Consider the following 22101-nt stretch of genomic DNA (forward strand, 5'->3'; position numbering starts at 1 on the left):
GCCGGCTCAGACGGCGGCGCCCTCGCGGACGGGCACCAGGATCGGCACGAGCACCTCGTCGACGACCCGCCGGAGCTGGTCGGCGGTCATGACGCCGTTGGCCGAGGTGAACCGCTGCCACCAGAAGGCCTCCAGCACCGAGCCCAGCAGCGCCCGCCGCGACTCGGGCACCTCGTGCCCGCGCTCGGACTGACGGGCGGCGATCTCCGTGACCGCCTCGGCCAGCGGCTGCACCAGGGCGGCGTCGAGGCCGGCCCGCAGGTCCTCGTCGTGCCGGGCGGCACCGACCAGGCTGGCCGTCGCGCGCTCCTCGCGGTCGAGCGGCCGGCGCCAGCGGTCGACGAGGGCGGCGAGGTCGTCCCGGAGGGAACCGGTGTCCGGCGGGACCCGCACCAGCGTGAACCGGCCGACGGCCGAGCGGGCCATCGCCGCCATGGTCGGCCACCGACGGTAGATCCCGGCCTTGCCGGCTCGCGCACGAGCGGCGACGCGATCACTGTTGAGCCGGCCCCAGCCCTCCTCCGCGAGGATGTCGACCGCCACGGAGAGCAGCTGGTCGGAGAGCTCGGCGCTGAGGGGGCGACCCGGCGTTCCCGTCACGCCGACGCCCGGAGATAGGTGGACCTCACCGCGACATCGTGGACGGTGAGCAGAGCGATCACAATGACCGGAACCCAAATCCACAGGAGTTTCTTAAGAGTCTCAACCAAACGCACACCGTCCGCGGCCGGGCGCCACCCGATGGTGTGGACGTCAGGCGCCGGCGGCGCTCTCCACGTGCACCTGCAGGCTCGCACCGTCGTCGGCCAGCCAGCCCTTGCCGCGGGCGTACTCGACCATCCCGTCCCACTGCCGGGCCCAGTCGGCGGCCCCGGCCTGCGGTTCGGCCGCGGCCCGCAGCGCGGCGACGTCGAGGAAACCGGTCTCGGCGTCCTGCAGCCGGCCCAGCCCGGCCTCGCGCAGGACGCCGTCGGCCTCCTCGTCGGTCACCGCCCCGAGGGCCAGGTGCAGCTTCGTCAGGTCGTCGACGTCCACGACGCGCACCTCGGGCACCTCGTCGGCGCCGCCCACCACCTCGACGATCACCAGAAGGACCCCCTTCTCCCCAGCCCTCGCGAGCTCGCGCCGGACCCGGAAGGGGCCACGACGCCGGTACCGTTGGCGTCCAGCGAGATGCCTAAACGTGCCAGGGGAAACGGGTGAAGTCGGGATCCCGCTTCTCCAGGAACGCGTCGCGGCCCTCGACGGCCTCCTCCGCCATGTACGCCAGGCGGGTCGTCTCGCCGGCGAACAGCTGCTGGCCGACCAGGCCGTCGTCGATGAGGTTGAACGAGTACTTGAGCATCCGCTGCGCGGTCGGGCTCTTGGCGACGATCCGCCGTCCCCAGTCCAGCGCGACCGCCTCCAGCTCGGCGTGCGGGACGACCCGGTTCACCATGCCCATGCGGTGCGCGTCCTCGGCGGAGTACTCGTCGCCGAGGAAGAAGATCTCGCGGGCGAACTTCTGCCCCACCTGGCGGGCGAGGTAGGCCGAGCCGAAGCCGCCGTCGAAGCTGCCGACGTCGGCGTCGGTCTGCTTGAACCGGGCGTGCTCGGCCGAGGCCAGGGTCAGGTCGGAGACGACGTGCAGGCTGTGCCCGCCGCCGGCCGCCCACCCGGGGACGACGCAGATGACCACCTTGGGCATGAACCGGATCAGCCGCTGCGCCTCGAGCACGTGCAGCCGGCCGCTGCTGCGCCCCTTGTCGTGCTCGTAGCCGTACTTGCCACGCACCCGCTGGTCGCCGCCGGAGCAGAACGCCCAGCCGCCGTCCTTCGGGCTGGGGCCGTTGCCGGTGAGGAGCACGCAGCCGACGTCGGTCGACAGCCGGGCGTGCTCCAGGGCGGCGATCAGCTCGTCGACGGTCTGCGGGCGGAAGGCGTTGCGCACCTCCGGCCGGTCGAACGCGATGCGCACGACCCCGGCGTCGACCGCGCGGTGGTAGGTGATGTCGGCGAAGCCGAAGCCCTCCACCGGCTGCCACGCGGCGCTGTCGAAGATCTCGGAGACGTCGTCGCGAGCGGTCATGCGCTCGAACCTAGTGCGCTGCGGGAACGGCCCCTCATGGGAGCAGTCCGCCCACCGCGTCGCCCGCGCCCCCGGTCACCCCGCCCACGACGTCGTCCGCGTCCTCGGTGACCTCACCCAGCAGACCGCCGACACCGGGGGGCGGGCACTCGGTCTCCTGCGGTGCGCCCCCGCCGGTCGTCGGACCCCCGCCGGTCGTCGGACCCCCGCCGGTCGTCGAGCCCCCGTCGCCGGTCGAGCCCCCGCCGCGCGCCGGACTCCCGCCCGTCGCGGGCCCTCTCGCCGAGCCGCCGCCCGAGCCGTCCCCCCGGCCGCGCGTCGACCCGCTCCCCGCGGAACCGCCGGCCGACCCGCGGTCGGTGTCCGCCGCCGGGCGGCCACTCGCGGGGGTCCGGGCCGGCGTCCCGGCCGCCGTGCCGCCGCCGGACGTCCTCTCGGGTGCGGTGCGGCCCGGGGAGGTGGAGCCGGCCGCCGGCCCCGACGACCCGGACCCCGACCCCGCCGACCCCGACGACGCCGGTCCCCCGGCCGCCGACCCGCCCGCGGCCGGACCCTGCGACGCCGGCGCGCCGGCCGGCTCGGGCCCGGCCCCGCCCGGGGTCGAGGACCCTGCGGGAGCGCCGGACACGTCCGGGGAGCCGGGGACCGCAGACACACCCGGGGCCGCCGGGACGTCGGCCGTGCCGCCCGGGCCCGCCGGCCGCTGCCGACCGGCCGGGTCCTCGCTCGTGGTCGCCCGCGCGGGGGCCGCCGACACGCGGGCCGCCGTCCCGATGCCCTGCTGCACCCCGCCGGCAGGCTGCTCCTCGACGACCCCACCGCTGACGCTCCCCGGAGAACGGGCCGGGGTCGGCGACACCGCGATGAGGACCAGGGCCGTGCCGCAGAGGAACCCGGCGAGGAAGAGCAGGACCAGGGAGCCCCGGGTGCCGGCTCGGCGGCGGAGGTGCTGGGCGCCGGAACGGCCGAGGCGCGCTCCTGCGGCGGCCAGGTGACGCGGGCTGCTGGACAGGACCGGCTCCTCCGTGGATCGACGAGATCGCGCTCACGGTAAGCGGACCCGCACGCAGGGGCACGTCGAGCGCGGACCGCCGGGTAGCGTCGGGCCGTGACCGACCCGTCGCCCGTGCGGATCGGCACCGCCAACATCGCCTCGGGGCGCAGCGCGACGGGGGCCCTCCTGACCCCCGGTGAGCTGCGGGCAGCGGTGGAGGGGCTCGACGTCGACGTGCTCGCCGTCCAGGAGGTGGACGCCGGGCAGCCGCGCTCGCACCGCACCGACCAGGCCGCCGTCCTGGCCGAGGGGCTCGACGCCGCGCACTGGCGGGGCGCGGTCACCCTGACCGGCACGCCCGACCCGTTCCGCAGCTGGACCCCCGCCGAGCCGGCGGTGCGCGGGCCGCACCCGGCGACGGCCGGGCCGGTCTACGGGGTCGCGCTGATCAGCCGGCTGCCGGTCCTCGACTGGTCGGTCCTCGGGCTGGGCACCGGCCGCGCCCGGCTGCCGGTGCAGGGCCCCGACCCGCGCACGGGCGGCCGGCGCTGGTGGTGGGTCCCCGACGAGCCCCGGATCGCGCTGGCCGCCCGGCTGGCCCACCTCACCGTCGTCACCACCCACCTGTCGTTCGCCCCGCACACGGCCGTCCGTCAGCTGCGGCGGCTGCGCCGGTGGCTGGCCGGGCTCCCCGGCCCGGTGGTGCTGGCCGGCGACCTCAACCTGCCGGGCACCGTGCCCGCGCGGCTGCTCCGGGCCACCTCGCTGGTGCGGGCGCCGAGCTTCCCCGCCGCCGACCCCCGGGTGCAGCTGGACCACGTGCTCGCGCTCGGCGACGGCCTGCGGGCCCGGGACGGCGGCACGCGGGTGCTGCCGGTCGGCGACCACCGCGCGCTGACGGTCACCGTGACGCCGGGGGTGTAGGGAGCGACACCCGTGTCCGAGCGCGCAGGGCGGGGTGTCGTGTCCTACACCGGCGGCCGGGAGAGCAGGTCGTGCAGCCGGGTCAGCGACGCCTCGAAGCCCGGGTGCAGGGGCACCGACGCGAGGTCGGCCAGCGGGATCCAGGCCACGCCGTCGCTCTCGCCGTCCAGCCGCAGGTCGCCGGGCTCGATGCGGCGCAGCGGGCGGGCCAGCACGGTGGTGTAGGACCAGCCGCCGTGGTCGTCGACCGAGGAGGCGCCGAGCCGGAGGTCGTCGGGGAGCAGGCCCAGCTCCTCGCGGACCTCACGCAGCGCGCCGTGCTCGGCGGTCTCGCCCGCGTGCAGCGCCCCGCCGGGGGTGCCCCAGGTGCCGCCGTGGTGGGACCACGTGGCCCGGTGCTGCAGCAGCAGCTCGGTGCCGTCGGCGCCGTCCCGGTGCACGAGCAGCCCGGCCGCACCGAGCAGTCCCCAGTGCCGGTGGCCGAACGAACACGTCACCCAGCCGTCGGTCGAGGAGAACACGCCTCCAGTGAACCCCGAGCGGAGTACGACGGCGCGGATCCCGCACCCCTGCCACTCCGCTGTCGCTGCCGTGCCAGGCTCGGGACGTGCGCGTCGCCGTCTTCACCGGGTCCCTGAGCGGTCCACCGTCCCACCAGCAGGCCGCCGCCGACCTGGCCACGGACCTGGCCCGGGCCGGGGTCGGCATCGTCTACGGCGGTGGCCGCGTCGGCCTGATGGGCGTCGTCGCCGACGCCGCGCTGGCCGCCGGCGGCGAGGTGGTCGGCGTCATCCCGCAGCACCTGGCCGACGACGAGGTCGCCCACCCCGGCCTGCCCCAGCTGGAGGTCGTCGGCTCGATGCACGAGCGCAAGGCGCGGATGGCCGAGCTCGCCGACGCCTTCGTCGCGCTCCCCGGCGCCGCCGGCACGCTGGAGGAGCTGTTCGAGGCCTGGACCTGGGGCATGCTCGGCCTGCACGCCAAGCCCACGCTGCTGGTCGACGTCGACGGCTTCTGGCAGCCGCTGCTGACCCAGCTGCGCCGCATGGTCGACGACGGCTACCTCGACGCCCGCCGGCTGGACGCGCTGGGCGTGGTCACCGACGCCGACGGGCTGCTGGACTTCGTCGCCCGCTACGAGCACCCCGCACGCAAGTGGACGCCGACACCGCCGTGACCCGGCCGCCCCGGCGCGACGGACCCGGCACGCTCGCCGCCGCCCCGCCTCGCCGGGCCCTCGGCGCGCCGACCGCCTAGCGTCGGCGCTCGTGGAGCGCTGGGACGTCGTCGTGGTCGGCGGTGGCCCGGCCGGGGCTGCGGCCGCGCTGGCGGTGCTGCGCACCGGCGCGTCGGTGCTGGTCGTCGACCGCGCGGAGTTCCCGCGCGACAAGGTCTGCGGGGACGGCGTCGCCCCCGAGGCCCTCGACGTGCTCGCCCACCTCGGCGTCGACCCCGCGCAGCTGGTGGCCGGCTCCCCACCCGTGCCACGGCTCGCGCTGCGCTCGCCGGGTGGGGCGACGGTCGACCGGGCCACGGCGCGCCCGTCGCACGTGGTCCCGCGGGCGGTGCTCGACGACCGGCTCCTGCGCGTCGCCCTCGACCGCGGAGCGCGGTTCCGGCGGCACGTCGTGCGGACCCTGCGGTCCGACCCCGACGGAGTGACCGTCGACGGGACGATCCGCGCATCGGTCGTGGTGGGGGCGGACGGCGCGGAGTCCGTCGTCCGCCGGGCCCTGGGCCTGCCCACCCACCGCCCCGACCGGCTCGCCGTGGCGATCCGGGGCTACGCCCCCGAACTGCCCGGCCAGGCCGGCACCCAACTGCTGGTCACCACCGAGCAGCGGTGGCCGGCCTACGCGTGGTCGTTCCCGCTCGGGGACGGCCGGGCCAACGTCGGCTACGGGGAGCTGGTGTCCGGTGGGGCCACGCGGGCCGCGCTGGTCGACGGGCTGCACCGGCTGCTGCCGGGGGTGGCGCCGGGGTCGCTGCGGGCGCACCGGCTGCCGCTGTCGACCGGTCGGCCCCGGCTGCCCGACGGGCGGGTGCTGCTCGCCGGAGACGCGGCCGGCCTGGTGAACCCGCTGACCGGGGAGGGGATCTTCTACGCCGTCCTGTCCGGTGCGCTGGCCGGGGTGGCGGCCGGGGCCGGGCCACGGGCCGGGGAGCGGTACCGGGTGATGCTGGACCGCCGGCTGGCCGGGCACCTGCGCTCCTCGTCGCTGGCGTCCGCGCTGAGCCGGTGGCCCGCGGTGATGGACGCCGCGTTCCGGGCGGCCGGCGCCGACCACCGGGTCTTCGACGACGTGGTGGCCCTGGGCCTGGCCGACGGCCGGCTCACCGGGCGCACGCTGGCCGCGACGGCCCGGCGGCTGGTCCGGCGGGACTGAGCGCGGCCGGACGGTCCCGGCGGTCGAGCGGGCCCGGCGCGGTCAGGCGGGGCCCGGAGCGACCTCGACGCGGCCGCGGCCGCCCCGCTTGGCCCGGTACAGCGCCGCGTCGGCCGCCGCGTACAGCTCCCGCACCCGGGTCGCGTCCCGGGGCGCGTGCGCCACCCCCACGCTGACCGACAGGGCCAGCAGCGTCCCGTCCGGCAGGGTCAGGGGCGTCGCGCGGACCGCCTCGAGCAGCTCCCCCGCCCTCCGCGTCGCCGTCTCCGGGACGCACCCGGGCAGCAGCACCGCCAGCTCGTCGCCGCCCAGCCGGCCGACCACGGCGTCCCCGGCGCGGACCTGCCGCCGGATGACCCCGGCCAGGTGCACCAGCGCGTCGTCCCCCACCGGGTGCCCGTGCGCGTCGTTGATCTGCTTGAAGGAGTCCACGTCGACCAGCACCAGCGCCGTCCCGGCACCGGACCCCGCACCCTCCAGCGCCTCGGCCAGCGCCTCGTCCAGCACCCGCCGGGTGACCAGGCCGGTCAGCCCGTCCACGGTGGCCTGCTGCTGGAGGGCGCGCACCAGCGCGTCGTTCGTCTCGCCGGCGCGGACCAGCATCGCGGCCACCACGACCAGCACGGCGCCGAAGAAGACCAGGTCGGTGAGCGCCGCCTCGACCGGCACCAGGTGGAGCAGCGTGGCGCCGTCGAGGACGACGGCTGCCCCCGTCACCAGCACGACGGCCCAGCGTCGCAGGTGCGCGGCGCTCCACAGCACCGGGAAGGCGAGGAAGGCCTGCGCCGCGGCGGACGGGTCGCTGGTGAGCGTGTTGAGCCCGCACACGAGCAGGACGCCGCTGATCCCGATCAGCGGGAAGGCGCCGGACCGGTCCAGGCGATCGGGGCGCAGCAGCAGGCAGCCGAGCGCGGCGCCGAGCAGCAGCGCGACGCTGGCCCAGACCGCGCTGCGGGCGACGAGGCTGGCACCGTTGGGCCCCACGGTGGTCGTGACGGCCAGGACCAGCCCGGAGACCACCATGACGACGGCGCCCGACCGCGCAGCCGAGCGCGGCTGCCGGGCCCTCAGCGAGGCGGGGATCTCCACACCCTCCCCATCGACGTCCTGACGGCGGTGCTGGAGGGACGCCTCCCCCCTCGGGGGGATGACACCGGGCGGGCTCGGTCAGGACGCCGGCGCCGGCGCCGGGGTGGGCGGGGCGGGGAGGAGCGCGGCGTAGTCCTCCGCCGAGAGGGGGTCCGGGGACAGTTCCCCGGACGGCAGCGGCGCCTCGACGCGGTCGCCGTCGATGGTGAGGACGACCTCGTCCACCCCCGGCACGCTCGTGGCGGAGAGGACCACCTGGCCGACGGCCCGGCGGCTGTCCAGGCCGGTGGGTGCCTCCGCCGGCCCGGAGAGGTCGATGGTCACCGTCCCCGCGGCGACGTCGGTGACCGCCAGCTCGACGTCCGGCGGCAGCGCGGTGGACAGCTGCAGCTCCCGCTCGTCGGCGGTCGGCCCGGCGGCGAGCGTCCTCAGCAGGGCGTCGAGCCGGTCGCGCACCTCCCGGCCGGTCACCTCCCGGGGCCGCGGGACGAGGCTGTCGTCGCGGGCCACGAGGTAGACGCGCGTGGGCTCGGCCATCGGCTCGGGCTCGGCCGGCGCCGGTGCGGTGGCGCTCGGTGAGGCCAGCCCGCGGGGGACGTCGGACTCCGGGATCGTCTCCACCGGCCCGCCGGTCGGGACGCCGCACCCGGTCAGGACGGCGACCAGCGCGGCGACGACGAGCCCGCGCCGGCCGCTCACCGGGACCCCCGGGGGACCGACAGGCTGAACCGCGCGCCACCCTCGGGTGCGGTGCTGCACCAGGCGGCGCCGCCGTGCCGGGCAGCGGTCTCGGCGACGATGGCCAGCCCGAGCCCGGCGCCGGGCAGGGACCGCCGGGCGGCCCTCGGGCCCCGGGCGAACCGCTCGAACACCCGCTCGCGTTCCTCCGAGGGCACCCCCGGCCCGGCGTCGTCCACGCTCACCACGACGGTCCCGTCGCACCGCCGCACGCGCACGGCGCACGGGCCGCCGGCGTGCCGGTCGGCGTTGTCCAACAGGTTGCGCACGGCCCGCTCCAGCCCGGTCTTGTCCCCGACCACGGTCGTCTCCTCGTCGGAGTCGGCGTGCAGCAGACCCGGCTCCCGCCGTCCGCCGGCCAGCACCTCGCGGACCAGCGCGGTCATGGACACCGTCGTCTCCCGGTCGCAGGGTGGGGCACCGTCGAGGCGGGCGAGCTCCAGCAGGTCGTCGAGCATCTGCCGGAACCGGGCCAGCTCGCCCTCGACCAGCGCCAGCGCCTGGTCCCCGCGCGGGGAGAGCTCCGACCGGCGGGCGGCCAGCACCTCCACGGCCGTGACGACGCCGGTCAGCGGGCTGCGCAGCTCGTGGCTGACGTCGGCGACGAACCGGGCGTCCCGCTCGATCCGTGCGGCCAGCGCGTCCACCATGCTGTTGAAGCTGGCCACGATGGCCAGCAGGTCGGGGTCCTCGGTCGGGGGCAGCCGGGTGGTCAGCTCGCCACCGGCGATGCGCGTCGCGGCCGCGGCGACCTGCTCCAGCGGCGCGACCGCGCGCCGGCTGGCCCACCAGCCGAAGGCCGCTCCCGCGGCGGTGGCGGCGAGAGCCCCGGCGCCCAGGACCGTGCCCAAGGTCCGCAGCACCTGCTGCAGCTCGGTGAGCGGGGACAGCTCGTAGAACTCGACGTCGGCGGCGACCGGGATCCCCACCAGCAGGGCCGGGCCGGACGCGGTGTCCACGCGGACCGTGCCGGCCGAGCCCGCCTCGACCATGGCGCGCAGCTCGGCCGGGACGTCACGCGCACCGACGTCCAGGCTCGAGGAGAACCACGAGTCCCCGCTGCGGACGACGACGCCGGCCCCGCCCGAGGGGACCAGCTCCCCCACCGCGTCGCCGACCTCGGTGCCCGCGGTCGCCAGCCGGCTGCTGAGCACGTTGGCGTCGGCGAGCGCCTGCCGGGTCAGCGACGCCTCCCGCTGGTCGAGCAGGTAGCCGCGGGCCAGCAGGAAGGTCGTCGTCACCAGGACCGCCGAGACCAGGAGCGTGCCCGCGGCGAAGCCGAGCACGATCCGCGCCCGCAGCCCCCGCCCGCCGAGGGCCCGCCTCACCGTGCCCCCGGTTCGCTCCCGCGGGGCGCTCCGCTCCTCGCTCGCCGGCGCTCGCTGTCGGGCTTCCGCCCCTGTCCGCGCTGTGCCCCCGGTTCACTCCCGCAGGGCGCTCCGCTCCTCGCTCGCCGGCGCTCGCTGTCGGGCTTCCGCCCCTGTCCGCTCACTGGGGGTCCAGCCGGTAGCCCAGCCCGCGCACGGTCACCACGATCCGCGGCGCGCCGGGGTCGAGCTCCACCTTGGTGCGCAGCCGCCGGATGTGGACGTCGACGATCCGCTCGTCGCCGAAGAACCCGTGCGCCCACACCCGTTCGAGCAGCGCCTGCCGGCTGAAGACCCGCCCGGGAGCTGCGGCCAGCTCGCACAGCAGCCGGAACTCGGTCAGGGTGAGCGGCAGCTGCCTGTCGCCGCGGTGGACGGTCCCCCGCATCTCGCGCAGCACCAGCGGCGCCTCCGGGTGCCGGTCGAGGACCACCTCGGCCGGTCGGCCGGCGTCCGGGACGCTGCCCGCACCCGTCCCCGCACGCCTGCGCAGCGCCCGCAGCCGCGCGGTGATCTCCTTGACCTGGAACGGCTTGGTCACGTAGTCGTCGGCGCCGGCCTCCAGCGCCGCCACGATGTCGTGGGTGTCGGCGCGGGCGCTCACGACGATGATCGGCAGGTCGTGGTCGCGGCGGACCTCGCGGATGACCTCGAAGCCGTCCATCGGGCCGAGCATCAGGTCGACGACCATCAGGTCCGGCGCGGCGGTGGCGACGACGGCGACCGCCTCCTCGCCACTCGCGGCCTCCGCGACGTCGTACCCCTCGTCCTCGAGTGCCCAGCGCAGGGCAGTCCGGATCGGGTCGTCGTCCTCGACGACCAGCAGACGCGGTGCCACTCGGGCCATGCTGCCACCGCCCACCAGGGGTTCGGCCGGTCGTCACCGGATCGCAAACCAACTCCCGGCGGGATCGCAAACTCCTCCCACGACCCTGTCAGCGAGCGCCCGCACGATCGGACCCACTGCACGGAGGAGGACTGCGATGCCCATGGCCCCGGGACCTGTGGCCCCCGCGAGGGCGCTCCCCCGGCCGGAGTCCGCGGCGGGGACCGACGTGGTGACGATCCACCTCGACGACACCCTGCTCGCCGACGGCCTGGCCGACGTCCGCTGGCTGCTGCGCGACGCCCTCCTGGCCGGCGCCCGGCGCGTGGTGGTCGACCTCTCCGCCGTGACGCAGTTGTCCAGCCCCGCGGTCGCGAGCTTCCTCTGGGCGCACCGCACCTGCCGGGCCCGCGGTGGGGCGGTGGTGCTGCGCGGGGCCAACCGGCGGACCCAGGACCTGCTGCGCCGCACCGGCCTGTGGCACGTGATCGCGGTCGAGCCGGCAGCGGCCGCGTGAACGCGCCGTCCCTCACCGAGGTGGTCGACCGGCAGGCGGGGCTGATCCGGGCCAGCGGGACGCTGACCTCGCTCGGCGCCGACCTGCTGCGCGGGACCGCCGACGGGCTGCGCGGCAGCGGGCACGCCCGCGTGGTGCTCGACCTCCGCGGGGTGCGCGCCGCGGACGCCGACGGCCTGGACATCCTGCGCCAGATGCGCCGCGAGTTCGCCGCCGACGGGGGCGAGCTGCTCATCCGGGCCTGACCTGCGGTTGCCACCCGGGTCGCCGTCCGCTGCACTGAGGGGCGGTCGTCGACACCGCGGAGGGCACTGCCGTGCCGGACAACGAGCACCTCAGCCAGGACGTGACCGCCTCCCCCGAGGCAGAGCAGCAGCGCACCCGGCGATGGAGCGTCGTCGGTCCCGGGATCGTCGTCGCGGCCACCGGGGTGGGCGCCGGGGACCTCGTCGCCACGCTCATCGCGGGCTCCCGGTTCGGCTACGCGCTGATGTGGGCGGTCGTGCTCGGCGTCGTCGTGAAGATCGCGCTGGCCGAGGCGACCGGGCGCTGGCACCTGGCCACCGGGTCGACGATCTTCGCCGGGTGGCGCTCGCTGGGCAGCTGGACCTCGGTCTACTTCCTCGTCTACGTGGTGGTCTGGGGCTTCGTCTACGGCGCCACCGCGATGACGTCGTCCGCCCTGCCGCTGGCGGCGCTGTTCCCGGCGCTGAGCATCCCCGCGTGGGGGATCCTCTGCGGCCTCGTCGGGCTGGCGTTCGTCTGGTTCGGCAACTACCGCCTGTTCGAGAAGGCGATGACCGTCCTCATCGGGGTCATGTTCGTCGTGGTCGTCGGGCTGGCGGTGCTCGTCGTCCCCGACGTCGGCGCGACGCTCTCCGGCCTGGTGCCGCGGCTGCCGGAGGGGTCGGCCGTCTACACGCTGGGCCTGGTGGGCGGCGTCGGCGGGACGATCACGATGGCCGCGTACGGCTACTGGGTCAACGCCAAGGGCTGGCGGGACGCGTCGTGGATGAAGGTCATGCGGCTGGACAACCGGGTCGCCTACATCACGACCGGTGTCTTCGTGGTCGCCATGCTCATCGTCGGCGCGGAGCTGCTGTACGCCACCGGCATCGCCCTGACCGAGGGTGACCGCGGCCTGCTCGACCTCGACGAGGTCCTCCGGGACCGGTTCGGGGACGTGGTCGGCACACTGTTCCTGGTCGGCTTCTTCGCGACCTCGTTCTCCTCGCTGCTCGGCGTCTGGCAGGGGGTCAGCCTGCTGTTCACCGACTTCGTGCGGACGTCGAAGCGCGCGTCGGGGCAGCTGGCGGAGGGGCCGGCCGAGCGCAGCTGGCCCTACCGCGCGTACCTGCTGTGGCTGACCTTCCCGCCGATCAGCCTGCTGTTCCTCGGCCAGCCCTTCGCCCTCGTCGTCGCCTACGGCGCGCTCGGCGCGTTCTTCATGCCGTTCCTGGCCGGGACCCTGCTGTGGCTGCTCAACAGCCGGCGGGCGCCGGAGCGGTGGCGCAACGGCTGGCTGTCCAACGTGCTGCTGAGCGGGGCCGCGGTGCTGTTCGTCGTCCTGTGCGTGAACGAGCTGACGAACCTGGGCTCCTGAGCGGACGGTCAGTCGCCGGGCCCGGCCGGCTCGTCCCGCGCCGCGTCCTGCTGCCGGCGGAAGCGCAGCGACTCCACCAGCACGTAGCCGAACAGGACGCTCCAGGCGAAGCTCAGGAAGGCCTCGCCCCACTCGCCGTCCACGGCCTGCACCACCAGCTGCACGAGGCTGTAGACGAGCGCTCCGGCGGCGAGCACCTGCACGCCCCGGTTGCCGAACCAGGGCGGACGGAAGGGAGCGGCGGCCACGGCACGACGCTAGCCCGCCGGAGCGCGAGCGGAGGGCGTGGGATTCGAACCCACGATGGGTGTCACCCCATAGCGGTTTTCAAGACCGCCGCCATCGGCCACTAGGCGAGCCCTCCTGGCGGGTCGAGGCTATCCCGCCGTCGTCCGGGCCGTGCCCCCGGAGCGCCAGCCGCCTCGGTGCAGCCGCTCGGCGCCGTCGAGCAGCAGGTCGAGGGCGAACTCGAACTCGAACTGCTCGTCGCAGCCCCGGCCGACGGCGGACAGGTCGCCACCTGTCGCGGCCGTGGCGATCGCCAGGACGTGCGGGTACCGCCGCGCGAACTCGCCGGCCATCGCCGCCTGCTCCTCCGGACCGGGGCCCGGCGCGTCCTCGTCGCGGGGTTCCTCGAACAGCTCGGGGCTGAACCCCCAGATGCGGTTGCCGAGGGCGTGCATCACGTGGTGGGTCAGGTCCGCCGACAGCCCGCCGGCGAGGAACGTGCCGGTCACGGCGTCCATGTAACCGAGGACGACGGGGGTCCGGCGGGTCCGCGACTCGATCGCCTGCCGGGCCCACGGGTGCCGGAGCACCGCACGGCGCGCCGAGAGCAGCCGCTGCCGGACGGCGTCCCTCCAGTCCGCGCCAGGTGCCGGGGCCTCGAACTCACCGATGACGACGTCGACCATGCCGTCGAGCAGCGCCTCCTTGTCGGCGACGTGCTTGTAGAGCGCCATCGGGACGACGCCCAGCTGCTGGGCGAGCCGGCGCATGCTCACCGCCGCGATGCCGGCCTCGTCGGCCAGGGCGACCGCGGCCTGCAGCACGCGGTCGCGGGTGAGGGGCTCCCTGCGGCGAGCCTCGACGTCCCGCGGCATCGACGTCCTCCCGGATCTTGACGGGTGTACAGCGTACACCTATGGTCTCCCGCATCAGGTGTACGCCGTACACCCAGGCGATCCGAAGGGACGGGGTGCGATGTCCTCCAGCACGCGGCAGTGGCTGGTCCTCATCGGCCTGGTGCTGCTCAGCGCCGTCCCGGTGCTCGCCGGTGCGGCCCGGGTCGCGGAGATCGGCACCGGAGCGCAGATGACGGCCGACAACGCCCGGTTCCTCGCCTCGCCGGTCCCCCTGGTGGTGCACGTCGTGGGCGCGAGCGCCTACTGCCTCCTGGGTGCGCTGCAGTTCGTCCCCGGCCTCCGCCGCCGCAGGCCCGGCTGGCACCGCGTCGCCGGACGGGTGCTCGTGCCGTGCGGGCTGGCCGCGGCGCTGTCCGGGGTGTGGATGGCGCTGTCCTACGCCCGCCCACCCGCCGACGACGTGCTGCTGACCCCGATGCGCCTGGTCTTCGGCACGGCCATGGCCGCCTGCCTGGTCCTCGGCGTCACCGCGATCCACCGTCGGGACGTCGCCGCCCACCGCGCCTGGATGGCCCGCGGCTACGCGATCGGGCTGGGCGCGGGCACCCAGGTCCTGACCCACCTGCCCTGGACGCTGCTCGTCGGCCAGCCGAGCGGGACCCCGCGGGTGCTGCTGATGCTCGCGGGCTGGGTCATCAACCTCGCCGTGGTCGAGTGGGCGCTGCGCAGGCGGCCGGCCGCACCGGCCCGGAGCGCCGCGGCCGCCGTCCCCGCCGCCGCGTGACCGAGGACGCTCAGACGGCCACGGCGGTGACGAACGTGCAGATCCCGTCGCCGCGGGCGGCCCGCGCCCGCAGGCGGAACAGCCGGAGCACCGCCATCTCGACCCGGTAGGCCAGGCGCGTCAGCCCGCTGTAGAAGGTGTCGCCGGCATTGGTGACCTCGATCCGGTCGAACCCGGCGAGACGCACGTGCTCGGTGAGCATCCAGTCCGGGAGGATCGTGATGTGCCCGGGTGAGTGGTAGAACTCCGGCCCGAAGATGTAGGGCGAGCCGACCAGGAAGTTCTTCAGCCGCGAGTGCGGGTGGGTGATGTTCGGCGTGCTGACCAGCAGCCGGTCGCCCGGCCGGAGCAGGGACCGGATCTGCCGCAGCACCTGGCGCGGGTTCTCCACGTGCTCCAGGGTCTCGACGCACAGCACCATGTCGAACGGGCCGCGGGTGTCGTCGGTCCACTCGGGGGCGTCCAGGTCGAGCCGCGCGATCCAGTCGTGCGGCGGGTCCAGGTCGGTCGGGACGACGTCGAAGCCCGCGTCGCGCAGCCGCAGCGCCAGCGCGCCGCACCCGGAGCCGACCTCGAGGATCCGGCCGCCCTGCGGCAGCGCCTGCCGCACCAGCTCGACGGCGTACTCGTGCACACCCGGCGCCGCGTGGACCCCGTGCCCCTTGTAGGTCCGGACGGCCTCGGTCCGCCCACCACTGCGCTGCTCCGCGACTGCCACCGCGCCAGCCTGGCACACCGCCCCGCTGCCCACCCGCGGGCACGCGCCGACCGCCGGGTCCCCTCGTCATCCGGCCTCGCGGAGACGCCGGTCAGAGGGCCACCTCGGCGAGCAGGTCGACCTGCGCCGGGTCGGGGACGGTCGGGTCGAGGACCAGCTCGTCCACGCCGATCTCGGCGAACCCCGCGATGACGTCCTTGATGGCCTGCGGCGACCGGTGTGCGCTGCCGGCGATGAACTCGGCCGTCTCCCGCCCCATCGGCTCGTAGTAGTCCAGCAGGTAGGCGCGTGAAGCCTCCTCGGTGTCGCCGAGGGAGAAGTAGTTGAGCGCCACGATGCGCGGCGAGCCCTCACGGCCGGCGTCCTGCCACGCGGCCCGGACCTTCTCGACGAACGGCGCGGTCGCCTCCGGCGGCAGCCCGCCCGCGGTCCAGCCGATACCGTGCTCGACCGCCCTGCGGACGGCCGCGTCGGTGTTGCCGCCGACCAGGATCGGCACGCCGGGGTGCTCGGTCTCCGGCGCGGCCGGTCGGGTGCCCTCGGCGATCGGCTCTCCGGCCCACGCCCGGCGCAGGTCGGCCAGTTGCTGGTCGAACAGGCGACCGCGCCCGGCGAAGTCGCGGCCGGTGAGCGTGTAGTCGGCCTCCCGCCACCCCACGCCCAGGCCCAGGGTCAGTCGGCCGCCGGTGAGCTCCTGCACGGTGGCCGCCTGCTTGGCCAGCTCCGCGGTGCTGCGCGCGGGCGCGATGAGCACGTTGGGGAGGAACCGGATCCGCTCGGTCACCGCCCCGACGGCGGCGAACACGGTCAGCTCCTCGTAACTGGGATAGGAGACCGCGCCGATCGAGGCCAGCGTGGAGAACCCCGCCGCCTCGGCTCGCCTCCCCCACTCGAGGAGCTGGGCGCCCGTGGTGCCGCGGACGCTGTTCGGGATGCCGATGCCGATCTCCACGCTGGACTCCTCCGTGTCAGGACGTGCCCGACCAGCCACTCCACCGCTGGACGGTGACGACGAGGAGCGGCCCGGCCGGGGGCTCCTCGCGGTACTGGGGGTGCCGGTCGACCAGCGCGGCCAGCCCCGGGTGGGCGGCAGGCTCGTCGACGACCTCGGCCGTGCCGTCCGCCCGGACCCACCACAGCCTCGACCAGTCGTCCTCGTAGTGGTCGACCAGCAGGGCACAGCGCGGGTCGGCCCGCACGTCGGTCAGGCGCTGCAGCCGCGACGAGCGCTTGGGCTTGGCGTCGACGGCCGAGTAGACGACGTCGCCGACGAGCGCGAAGACGACAGGGACCAGGTGCGGGGCGCCGTCGGGCCGCACGGTCGCCAGGCGGGCCACCGCGCTGGAGGCGAACCGGTCGCGCAGTTCCGCCGTCTGCACGCGGCAGTCCTACCAGGGACGCCGCGCCCCGAGCCAGGCCTCACTCGGCCGAGGCCGGGACCTCCTCGCGCTCGACCGGCGTCCCGACCACCCCGTGCAGGTGGCAGGCCGCCAGCTGCCCGGGCGCACCGGCCGGCTGCAGCGCAGGGTCGACGTCCGGGCACGGCTCGAACGCGTACGGGCAGCGGGTGCGGAACCGGCAGCCGCTGGGCACGTCGGCCGGCGAGGGGACGTCGCCGCTGAGCACGATCCGCCGGCGGGAGCGCTCCAGCTCCGGGTGGGGCACCGGGACGGCGGACAGCAGCGCCTGCGTGTAGGGCATCTGCGGGTCCGAGCCGACGGCCGACGCCGGCCCGACCTCGACGATCCGGCCCAGGTACATGACCGCGATCCGGTCGGAGACGTGGCGGACGGCGGACAGGTCGTGCGAGATGAACAGCAGGGTCAGCCCCAGGTGCCGCTGCAGCCGGCGCAGCAGGTTGAGCACCTGCGCCTGCACGCTGACGTCGAGTGAGGCGATCGCCTCGTCGCAGACCAGGAAGTCCGGTTCCCCGGCCAGCGCGCGGGCGATGCCGACGCGCTGCCGCTGGCCACCGGAGAACTCGTGCGGATAGCGGCCGGCGACGGCAGGGTCCAGGCCCACCAGCTCCAGCAGCTCGGCGACCCGCTGGGCCCGCTCCCGCCGGCCGCCGTGGAGGCCGTGCACCTCCAGCGGCTCGGACACCGTCTGCGCCACCGTCCGGCGGGGGTCGAGCGAGGCGAACGGGTCCTGGAACACCATCCCGGCCCGCCGGCGCAGGTCGCGCAGCCCGCGCTTGCCCAGCGCGGTGACGTCGATGCCGTCGAAGGTGATCGTCCCGCCGGTGGACGGCACCAGCCGGAGCAGCGCGTTGCCCAGGGTGGACTTCCCGCAGCCGGACTCCCCCACCAGTCCCAGCGTCTCGCCGCGGTACACGTCGAGGTCCACGCCGTCGACCGCGCGCAGCACCCCGGTGGTCCGCCGCAGCGCGCCGCCGGAGCGGACCGGGAAGTGCACCTCCAGCCCGCGCGCGGAGACCAGCACGTCGTCCGAGCTCATCGGCCCTCCGAACACCACGTCGCGGCCCGGTGCGGCCGGAGCCCCGCCGACGGGCCGACGGCTGCCAGCGGGGGCTGCTCGGTCGCGCAGCGGGGGTCCGCCCGCACCGGACAGCGCGGCCAGAACACGCAGCCCGGCGGGAGGTCGGTCGGCGCGGGCGGCACACCGGGCACGGTGGCCAGCTCGCCGCCGTCCGCCGCGCTCAGGTCGGGCAGCGCGCCGAGCAGCCCGCGCGTGTAGGGGTGGGCGGGGCGCTCGAGGACGTCGTCCGCCGTGCCGTCCTCCACGCAGCGGCCGCCGTACATGACCAGCACCCGGTCGGCGATCCCCGCGACGACGCCCAGGTCGTGGGTGATCCAGACGACGCCGGTGCCGTGCTCGGCCTGCAGCTCCTCGACCAGGTCGAGGATCTGCGCCTGCACGGTCACGTCGAGGGCGGTGGTGGCCTCGTCGGCGATGAGCAGCGCCGGTGAGTTGCTCAGGGCGATGGCGATCATCACCCGCTGCCGCATGCCGCCGGAGAGCTCGTGCGGATAGCGGTCCAGCGCCCGCCGCGGGTCGGGCAGGCCGACCTCGGCGAGCAGCTCGGCCGCCCGGTCACGGGCCGCGGCCTTGGCCACGTCCTGGTGCGCCCGGATGCCCTCGACCAGCTGCCGGCCCACGGTCAGGACGGGGTTGAGCGAGGTCATCGGGTCCTGGAAGACCATCCCCACGCCCGGTCCGCGCACCTCGCGCAGCCGCTCGGGGCGCATGGTGAGCAGGTCCTCCCCGTGCAGCAGCGCCTGCCCGGTGACCGTGGCGACCCGCGGTGGCAGCAGCCCGAGCAGCGCCAGGACCGAGACGCTCTTGCCGCTGCCGGACTCGCCCACCACGGCCACGGTCTCGCCCTGCCCGACGCTGTAGCTGAGCCCGTTGACGACCTGCGCCGTCCCGCGCGGCGTCCGCAGGTCCACCCGCAGGTCGTCGACCTCCAGCACCGGAGCCGTCATCGACTCGCCTGGTTCGCTCCCGCCCGGCGGAGCCGGCCGGACGACAGGGTCGCTCACCGCCCGCCCCCCGCCATGAGCGTCCGCTGCCGCGGGTCGAGCACGTCGCGCAGCCCGTCGCCCAGCAGGTTGAAGCAGAGGACCGTCACGAAGATGGCCATGCCCGGGAAGAACGCCAGCCACCACGCGATGTCGATGAACCCGCGGCCCTCGGCGAGCATCAGCCCCCAGGACGGGTTGGGTGGCTGCGTGCCCAGCCCGAGGAAGGACAGCGCCGCCTCGGCGAGGACGGCGAACGCCAGGCTGATCGAGGTCTGCACGATGATCGGCGGCGCCGCGTTGGGCAGCACGTGCCGGGTGAGCAGCCGGACGTCCGAGGCGCCCACCGACCGCGAGGCCCGCACGTACACCTCCTCCCGGACGCCGAGCACGCTGGCGCGGGTGACCCGGGCGAACACCGGGATGTAGACGACGCCGATGGCCAGGGCCGTGTTGCCGGCCCCGGGACCACGGACGGCGAGCACCGCGATCGCCAGGAGCACCGCGGGGAAGGCGAACAGGATGTCCATGGACCGCATGAGGACGTCGTCCACCCAGCGGCCGTAGAAGCCGGCCAGCAGCCCGATGAGGCTGCCGACGACCAGCGCGAACGCGACCGCGAGGAACCCCACCCGCAGCGAGACGGCCGCGCCGAGGACGACGCGGCTGAGGATGTCCCGGCCCAGGTCGTCGGTGCCGAACGGGTGGTCGAGGCTGGGCGGCTGGAGCCGGTCCTCGACGTCGATCTCGTTGGCCGCGCTGGGCGCCAGCGTCTCGTCGAAGACCGCCATCAGGATGATCAGCAGCAGCACCGTCGCCGCGATGGCGGCCGTGGGGTTGCGGGCCAGCAGTCCCAGGGTCTCCCGCCACCGCGGCCGGGCCGGGCGCTGCAGGGAGGGGACGCCGGCGTCGGTGGCGGTCGCGGAGACGGCGGGCTCGGGCAGCGGTGCGCCGGTCATGGCAGCAGGACCCGGCTGAGTGTCATCAGCAGCAGGACCCGGCTGGGTGTCATCGGCAGGCCTCCACTGTGTCTCATCGGCGGATCCGCGGGTCGATGGCGGTGTAGAGCAGGTCCACCACCAGGTTGATCACCAGGAACACCACCGCGAACAGCAGGATCGCCCCCTGGAGGACCGGGTAGTCGCGGGCCTGGACCGCCTGGAGGGCGAGCTGCCCCAGCCCCGGCCAGGCGAAGACGATCTCCACCACCACCACGCCGGAGAGCAGGTAGGCCAGCTGGACGCCGGTGATGGTGACCAGCGGGAGCAGCGCGTTGCGCAGCACGTGCCAGCCGAAGACCTGCCGGGTGGGCAGCCCCTTCGCCTGCGCCGTCCGGACGTGGTCGGCACCCAGCGCCTCCAGCACGCTGGAGCGCACGAACCGGGTGATCACCGAGCCGGACACCACGCCGGTGACCACCGCCGGCATCACCAGCCGCTCCAGCCAGCCGAGCGGGTCCTCGCTGAGCGGGACGTAGCCGCCCGAGGGCAGCCAGCCCAGCGTCCCGGCGAAGACCAGGATGAGCACGATCGCCATCCAGAACTCCGGCACCGAGATGCCGATCTGGCTGAGCACCGTGGCGACCCGGTCGACCACCGACCGGGGCCGCAGCGCCGAGAGCGTCCCCAGCGGGACGGCGATGACCAGCGCGACCAGGATCGAGGCGAACGCCAGGGTCAGCGTCGCCGGCAGCCGCTCGGCGATGAGCGAGGTGACCGTCTCCCCGCTGCGGAAGCTCACCCCGAGGTCACCGGTGAGCGCCCGGCCGAACCAGCCGAAGAACTGCTCGACCAGCGGCTGGTCCAGGCCGGCGCGCGCCCGTAGCGCGTCGTAGGTCTCCTGGTCGAACCGGGTGCCCAGCGCGAGCCGGACCGGGTCGCCGGGGACCAGGTGGACCAGGGCGAACACGATCACGCTCACCCCCGCCAGCACCACCACCGACTGGCCGGTGCGGCGGAGCAGGTAGCCGGTCAGGGCAGCTCCACGTTCTCGAAGTTGATCGCCTTGTCCGCCCGGATCTGGTAGCCCGCCAGGCCGGGCGACCAGCCCTGCACCACGTCGGGGTTGTAGAGGTAGAGGTAGGAGACGTCGTCGACGATGAGCTGCGCGGCCTGGTCGTAGGCCTGCTTGCGCGCGTCCTGGTCGGCCAGGGTGGCGCCCTGCTGCAGCAGTTGGTCGACCTGCGGGTTGCTGTACCCCTGGTAGTTGTTCGACCCGCCGGTGACGTGCTGCTCCTGGTAGTACGCGGCCGGGTCGAGGTTCCCCAGCCAGCCCAGCAGGAAGGCGTCGAAGTCGCCCTGGCCCTGCCGGTCGAGCCAGGTGGCGAAGTCCAGGGTCTCGATCTCGACGGTGATCCCGACCTCCTCGAGCTGGCTGGCGATCACCTGGGCCGCGGTGACCGTCTCGGGGAACTCGTCGGTGACCATCAGGCCCATCGTCAGCGGGGTCTGCACGCCGGCCTGCGCCAGCAGCTGCCGCGCCTGCTCGGGGTCGCGCTGGAACGGGGCGTAGTCGTGGTAGAAGAAGCTGTCCTGCGGGATGGCGGTCTGGTTGGGCTGGGCCGCGCCGAACCACGCCGCCTCGGCGACCGCCGCGCGGTCGACGGCGAAGGAGATCGCACGCCGGACGTCGCGGTTGTCGAACGGCGGGCGGGCGTAGTTCATCGACATGTACCAGTAGTCGACGCTCGGCGTCGTCTGCAGCTCCAGGGAGTCGTCGCCCTCGAGGGACTCGATCTGCTGCGGCGGGATGTTGTCGGTCCACTGGACCTCGCCGTTCTGCAGCGCGGTGAGCGCGGCGGCCGGCTCGGTGATGTAGCGGAACTCGACGCCGTCGATGCTGGGCGCGCCGCCCCAGTGGTCCTCGTAGGCGGTGAGCACGGTGCTGCTCGCGTCGGAGCTCTCCAGCCGGAACGGCCCCGTCCCGACCGCCTCGGTGGCCAGGTCGACCTGGTCGGCCGCTCCCTCGGGCAGGATCGACATGCCTTTGAAGGAGCCGATCCGCTCGAGCAGGTTCGGCGTCGGCTGGCTGAGCCGCATCACCACGGTCTGCGGGTCGGGCGCCTCGACGGCGGTGACGCTGGCGAACCGGTAGGCGTTGGCGAGCTCCTCGTCGATGATCCGCCGGTAGGAGTAGACGACGTCGGCGGAGTCGAACTCGCTGCCGTCGTGGAAGGTGACGCCGTCCCGGAGGGTGAACGTCCAGGTCAGGCCGTCCTCGCTGGTCTCCCACTCCGTCGCCAGGCTCGGCTCCATCGTGAGGTCCTCGGGGTTGGGGACCACGAGGGTGTCGTAGACGTTCTCCAGCACCTGGAAGCTGGGGTAGGCCGTGGTCTTGTGCGGGTCGAACTGGTCGGGTTGGGCGGCCACCGCGGCCACGAGCACGTTGTCGCCGCCGCCGCCCCCGCCTCCTCCGCCGGTGTCGACGCTCTCGCCGCCGCCGCAGGCGCTGAGCACGAGCGCGCCGGCGGCGAGCAGGGGCAGGAGTCGGTTGCTGCGCACGGGGACCTCCGGGCGGGCT

25 protein-coding genes and 1 tRNA gene are annotated in these 22101 nt (G+C 75.2%); 7 read left to right on the forward strand and 19 right to left on the reverse strand.

All coding sequences use genetic code 11. From position 1 onward, the window contains the following. Positions 1-6 precede the first annotated feature (6 nt). From ACI79I_RS02240 to ACI79I_RS02250, 3 genes are all read right to left on the reverse strand, one after another. Positions 7-600 carry a TetR-like C-terminal domain-containing protein gene (locus tag ACI79I_RS02240; RefSeq protein WP_456990622.1) on the reverse strand — a complete coding sequence of 198 codons (594 nt, stop codon included), beginning with the start codon at positions 598-600 and terminating at the stop codon, positions 7-9. 153 nt (positions 601-753) lie between these two features. Beyond that, positions 754-1086 (reverse strand): hypothetical protein, encoded by a 333-nt coding sequence (locus ACI79I_RS02245; RefSeq protein WP_456990624.1) that lies wholly within the window; start codon positions 1084-1086, stop codon positions 754-756. Positions 1087-1177: 91 nt separating this feature from the next. Next, entirely contained in the window at positions 1178-2068 is an 891-nt protein-coding gene (locus ACI79I_RS02250) for a 1,4-dihydroxy-2-naphthoyl-CoA synthase (protein WP_456990626.1), read from the reverse strand. Positions 2069-3176: 1108 nt separating this feature from the next. Here ACI79I_RS02250 and ACI79I_RS02255 point away from each other — a divergent pair. Beyond that, positions 3177-3986, forward strand: a complete 810-nt coding sequence (locus tag ACI79I_RS02255) for an endonuclease/exonuclease/phosphatase family protein (RefSeq protein ID WP_456990628.1) — start codon at positions 3177-3179, stop codon at positions 3984-3986. A 44-nt stretch (positions 3987-4030) separates the two neighbouring features. On the opposite strand, the gene ACI79I_RS02260 is transcribed toward ACI79I_RS02255, so the two are convergent. Then, complete coding sequence (locus ACI79I_RS02260; protein WP_456990630.1) at positions 4031-4507, reverse strand: NUDIX domain-containing protein; 477 nt, start codon at positions 4505-4507, stop codon at positions 4031-4033. Positions 4508-4593: 86 nt separating this feature from the next. Here ACI79I_RS02260 and ACI79I_RS02265 point away from each other — a divergent pair, with 86 nt between their 5' ends. Both ACI79I_RS02265 and ACI79I_RS02270 read left to right on the forward strand, forming a co-directional pair. Continuing rightward, on the forward strand, positions 4594-5163 hold the full coding sequence (locus ACI79I_RS02265) for an LOG family protein (protein ID WP_456990632.1): 570 nt from the start codon (positions 4594-4596) through the stop codon (positions 5161-5163). A 91-nt stretch (positions 5164-5254) separates the two neighbouring features. Beyond that, a complete protein-coding gene (locus tag ACI79I_RS02270) occupies positions 5255-6373 on the forward strand; it encodes an NAD(P)/FAD-dependent oxidoreductase (RefSeq protein WP_456990634.1) in 1119 nt (372 codons plus the stop codon). Between the two features lie 42 nt (positions 6374-6415). Here ACI79I_RS02270 and ACI79I_RS02275 read toward each other — a convergent pair whose 3' ends face one another. From ACI79I_RS02275 to ACI79I_RS02290, 4 genes are all read right to left on the reverse strand, one after another. Beyond that, on the reverse strand, positions 6416-7462 hold the full coding sequence (locus ACI79I_RS02275; RefSeq protein ID WP_456990636.1) for a GGDEF domain-containing protein: 1047 nt from the start codon (positions 7460-7462) through the stop codon (positions 6416-6418). 78 nt (positions 7463-7540) lie between these two features. After that, on the reverse strand, positions 7541-8161 hold the full coding sequence (locus ACI79I_RS02280; protein WP_456990638.1) for a GerMN domain-containing protein: 621 nt from the start codon (positions 8159-8161) through the stop codon (positions 7541-7543). Beyond that, positions 8158-9528, reverse strand: coding sequence for a sensor histidine kinase (locus ACI79I_RS02285; RefSeq protein ID WP_456990640.1), 1371 nt, complete (start codon positions 9526-9528; stop codon positions 8158-8160). The genes ACI79I_RS02280 and ACI79I_RS02285 overlap by 4 nt, the downstream gene beginning before the upstream one ends. Before the next feature lie 160 nt (positions 9529-9688). After that, complete coding sequence (locus tag ACI79I_RS02290) at positions 9689-10414, reverse strand: response regulator (RefSeq protein WP_456990642.1); 726 nt, start codon at positions 10412-10414, stop codon at positions 9689-9691. Positions 10415-10556: 142 nt separating this feature from the next. On the opposite strand from ACI79I_RS02290, the gene ACI79I_RS02295 reads away from it, so the two are divergent. From ACI79I_RS02295 to ACI79I_RS02305, 3 genes are all read left to right on the forward strand, one after another. Then, on the forward strand, positions 10557-10910 hold the full coding sequence (locus tag ACI79I_RS02295; protein ID WP_456990644.1) for an STAS domain-containing protein: 354 nt from the start codon (positions 10557-10559) through the stop codon (positions 10908-10910). After that, complete coding sequence (locus ACI79I_RS02300; RefSeq protein WP_456990646.1) at positions 10907-11155, forward strand: STAS domain-containing protein; 249 nt, start codon at positions 10907-10909, stop codon at positions 11153-11155. Before ACI79I_RS02295 ends, ACI79I_RS02300 begins: the two co-directional genes overlap by 4 nt. A gap of 71 nt (positions 11156-11226) precedes the next feature. Next, a complete protein-coding gene (locus tag ACI79I_RS02305; RefSeq protein WP_456990648.1) occupies positions 11227-12513 on the forward strand; it encodes an Nramp family divalent metal transporter in 1287 nt (428 codons plus the stop codon). An 8-nt stretch (positions 12514-12521) separates the two neighbouring features. Here ACI79I_RS02305 and ACI79I_RS02310 read toward each other — a convergent pair whose 3' ends face one another. From ACI79I_RS02310 to ACI79I_RS02320, 3 genes are all read right to left on the reverse strand, one after another. Continuing rightward, positions 12522-12761 (reverse strand): hypothetical protein, encoded by a 240-nt coding sequence (locus ACI79I_RS02310; protein ID WP_456990650.1) that lies wholly within the window; start codon positions 12759-12761, stop codon positions 12522-12524. A gap of 29 nt (positions 12762-12790) precedes the next feature. Next, positions 12791-12877 (reverse strand) — tRNA-Ser (locus ACI79I_RS02315). A 13-nt stretch (positions 12878-12890) separates the two neighbouring features. Next, complete coding sequence (locus tag ACI79I_RS02320) at positions 12891-13616, reverse strand: TetR/AcrR family transcriptional regulator (protein ID WP_456990652.1); 726 nt, start codon at positions 13614-13616, stop codon at positions 12891-12893. A gap of 100 nt (positions 13617-13716) precedes the next feature. Between ACI79I_RS02320 and ACI79I_RS02325 the strand changes: the two genes are divergently transcribed. Continuing rightward, positions 13717-14382, forward strand: a complete 666-nt coding sequence (locus ACI79I_RS02325; protein WP_456990654.1) for a DUF2306 domain-containing protein — start codon at positions 13717-13719, stop codon at positions 14380-14382. A 10-nt stretch (positions 14383-14392) separates the two neighbouring features. On the opposite strand, the gene ACI79I_RS02330 is transcribed toward ACI79I_RS02325, so the two are convergent. The 8 genes from ACI79I_RS02330 to ACI79I_RS02365 all read right to left on the reverse strand — a co-directional run bounded on the left by ACI79I_RS02330 (position 14393) and on the right by ACI79I_RS02365 (position 22082). Continuing rightward, positions 14393-15100 carry a class I SAM-dependent methyltransferase gene (locus ACI79I_RS02330; protein ID WP_456990656.1) on the reverse strand — a complete coding sequence of 236 codons (708 nt, stop codon included), beginning with the start codon at positions 15098-15100 and terminating at the stop codon, positions 14393-14395. Between the two features lie 91 nt (positions 15101-15191). Further along, positions 15192-16052 (reverse strand): LLM class flavin-dependent oxidoreductase, encoded by an 861-nt coding sequence (locus ACI79I_RS02335; protein WP_456990658.1) that lies wholly within the window; start codon positions 16050-16052, stop codon positions 15192-15194. Positions 16053-16068: 16 nt separating this feature from the next. Then, positions 16069-16479, reverse strand: coding sequence for a TIGR03668 family PPOX class F420-dependent oxidoreductase (locus tag ACI79I_RS02340; protein WP_456990660.1), 411 nt, complete (start codon positions 16477-16479; stop codon positions 16069-16071). Between the two features lie 40 nt (positions 16480-16519). After that, on the reverse strand, positions 16520-17557 hold the full coding sequence (locus ACI79I_RS02345) for an ABC transporter ATP-binding protein (protein WP_456990662.1): 1038 nt from the start codon (positions 17555-17557) through the stop codon (positions 16520-16522). After that, positions 17554-18546 (reverse strand): ABC transporter ATP-binding protein, encoded by a 993-nt coding sequence (locus ACI79I_RS02350; RefSeq protein WP_456990664.1) that lies wholly within the window; start codon positions 18544-18546, stop codon positions 17554-17556. The genes ACI79I_RS02345 and ACI79I_RS02350 overlap by 4 nt, the downstream gene beginning before the upstream one ends. A gap of 53 nt (positions 18547-18599) precedes the next feature. Then, positions 18600-19541 carry an ABC transporter permease gene (locus ACI79I_RS02355; protein WP_456990665.1) on the reverse strand — a complete coding sequence of 314 codons (942 nt, stop codon included), beginning with the start codon at positions 19539-19541 and terminating at the stop codon, positions 18600-18602. Between the two features lie 73 nt (positions 19542-19614). After that, positions 19615-20556, reverse strand: a complete 942-nt coding sequence (locus tag ACI79I_RS02360; RefSeq protein ID WP_456990777.1) for an ABC transporter permease — start codon at positions 20554-20556, stop codon at positions 19615-19617. Beyond that, positions 20553-22082, reverse strand: coding sequence for an ABC transporter substrate-binding protein (locus ACI79I_RS02365; RefSeq protein ID WP_456990666.1), 1530 nt, complete (start codon positions 22080-22082; stop codon positions 20553-20555). Before ACI79I_RS02365 ends, ACI79I_RS02360 begins: the two co-directional genes overlap by 4 nt. Positions 22083-22101 lie beyond the last annotated feature (19 nt).

The organism is Geodermatophilus sp. SYSU D01105, assembly GCF_054050095.1.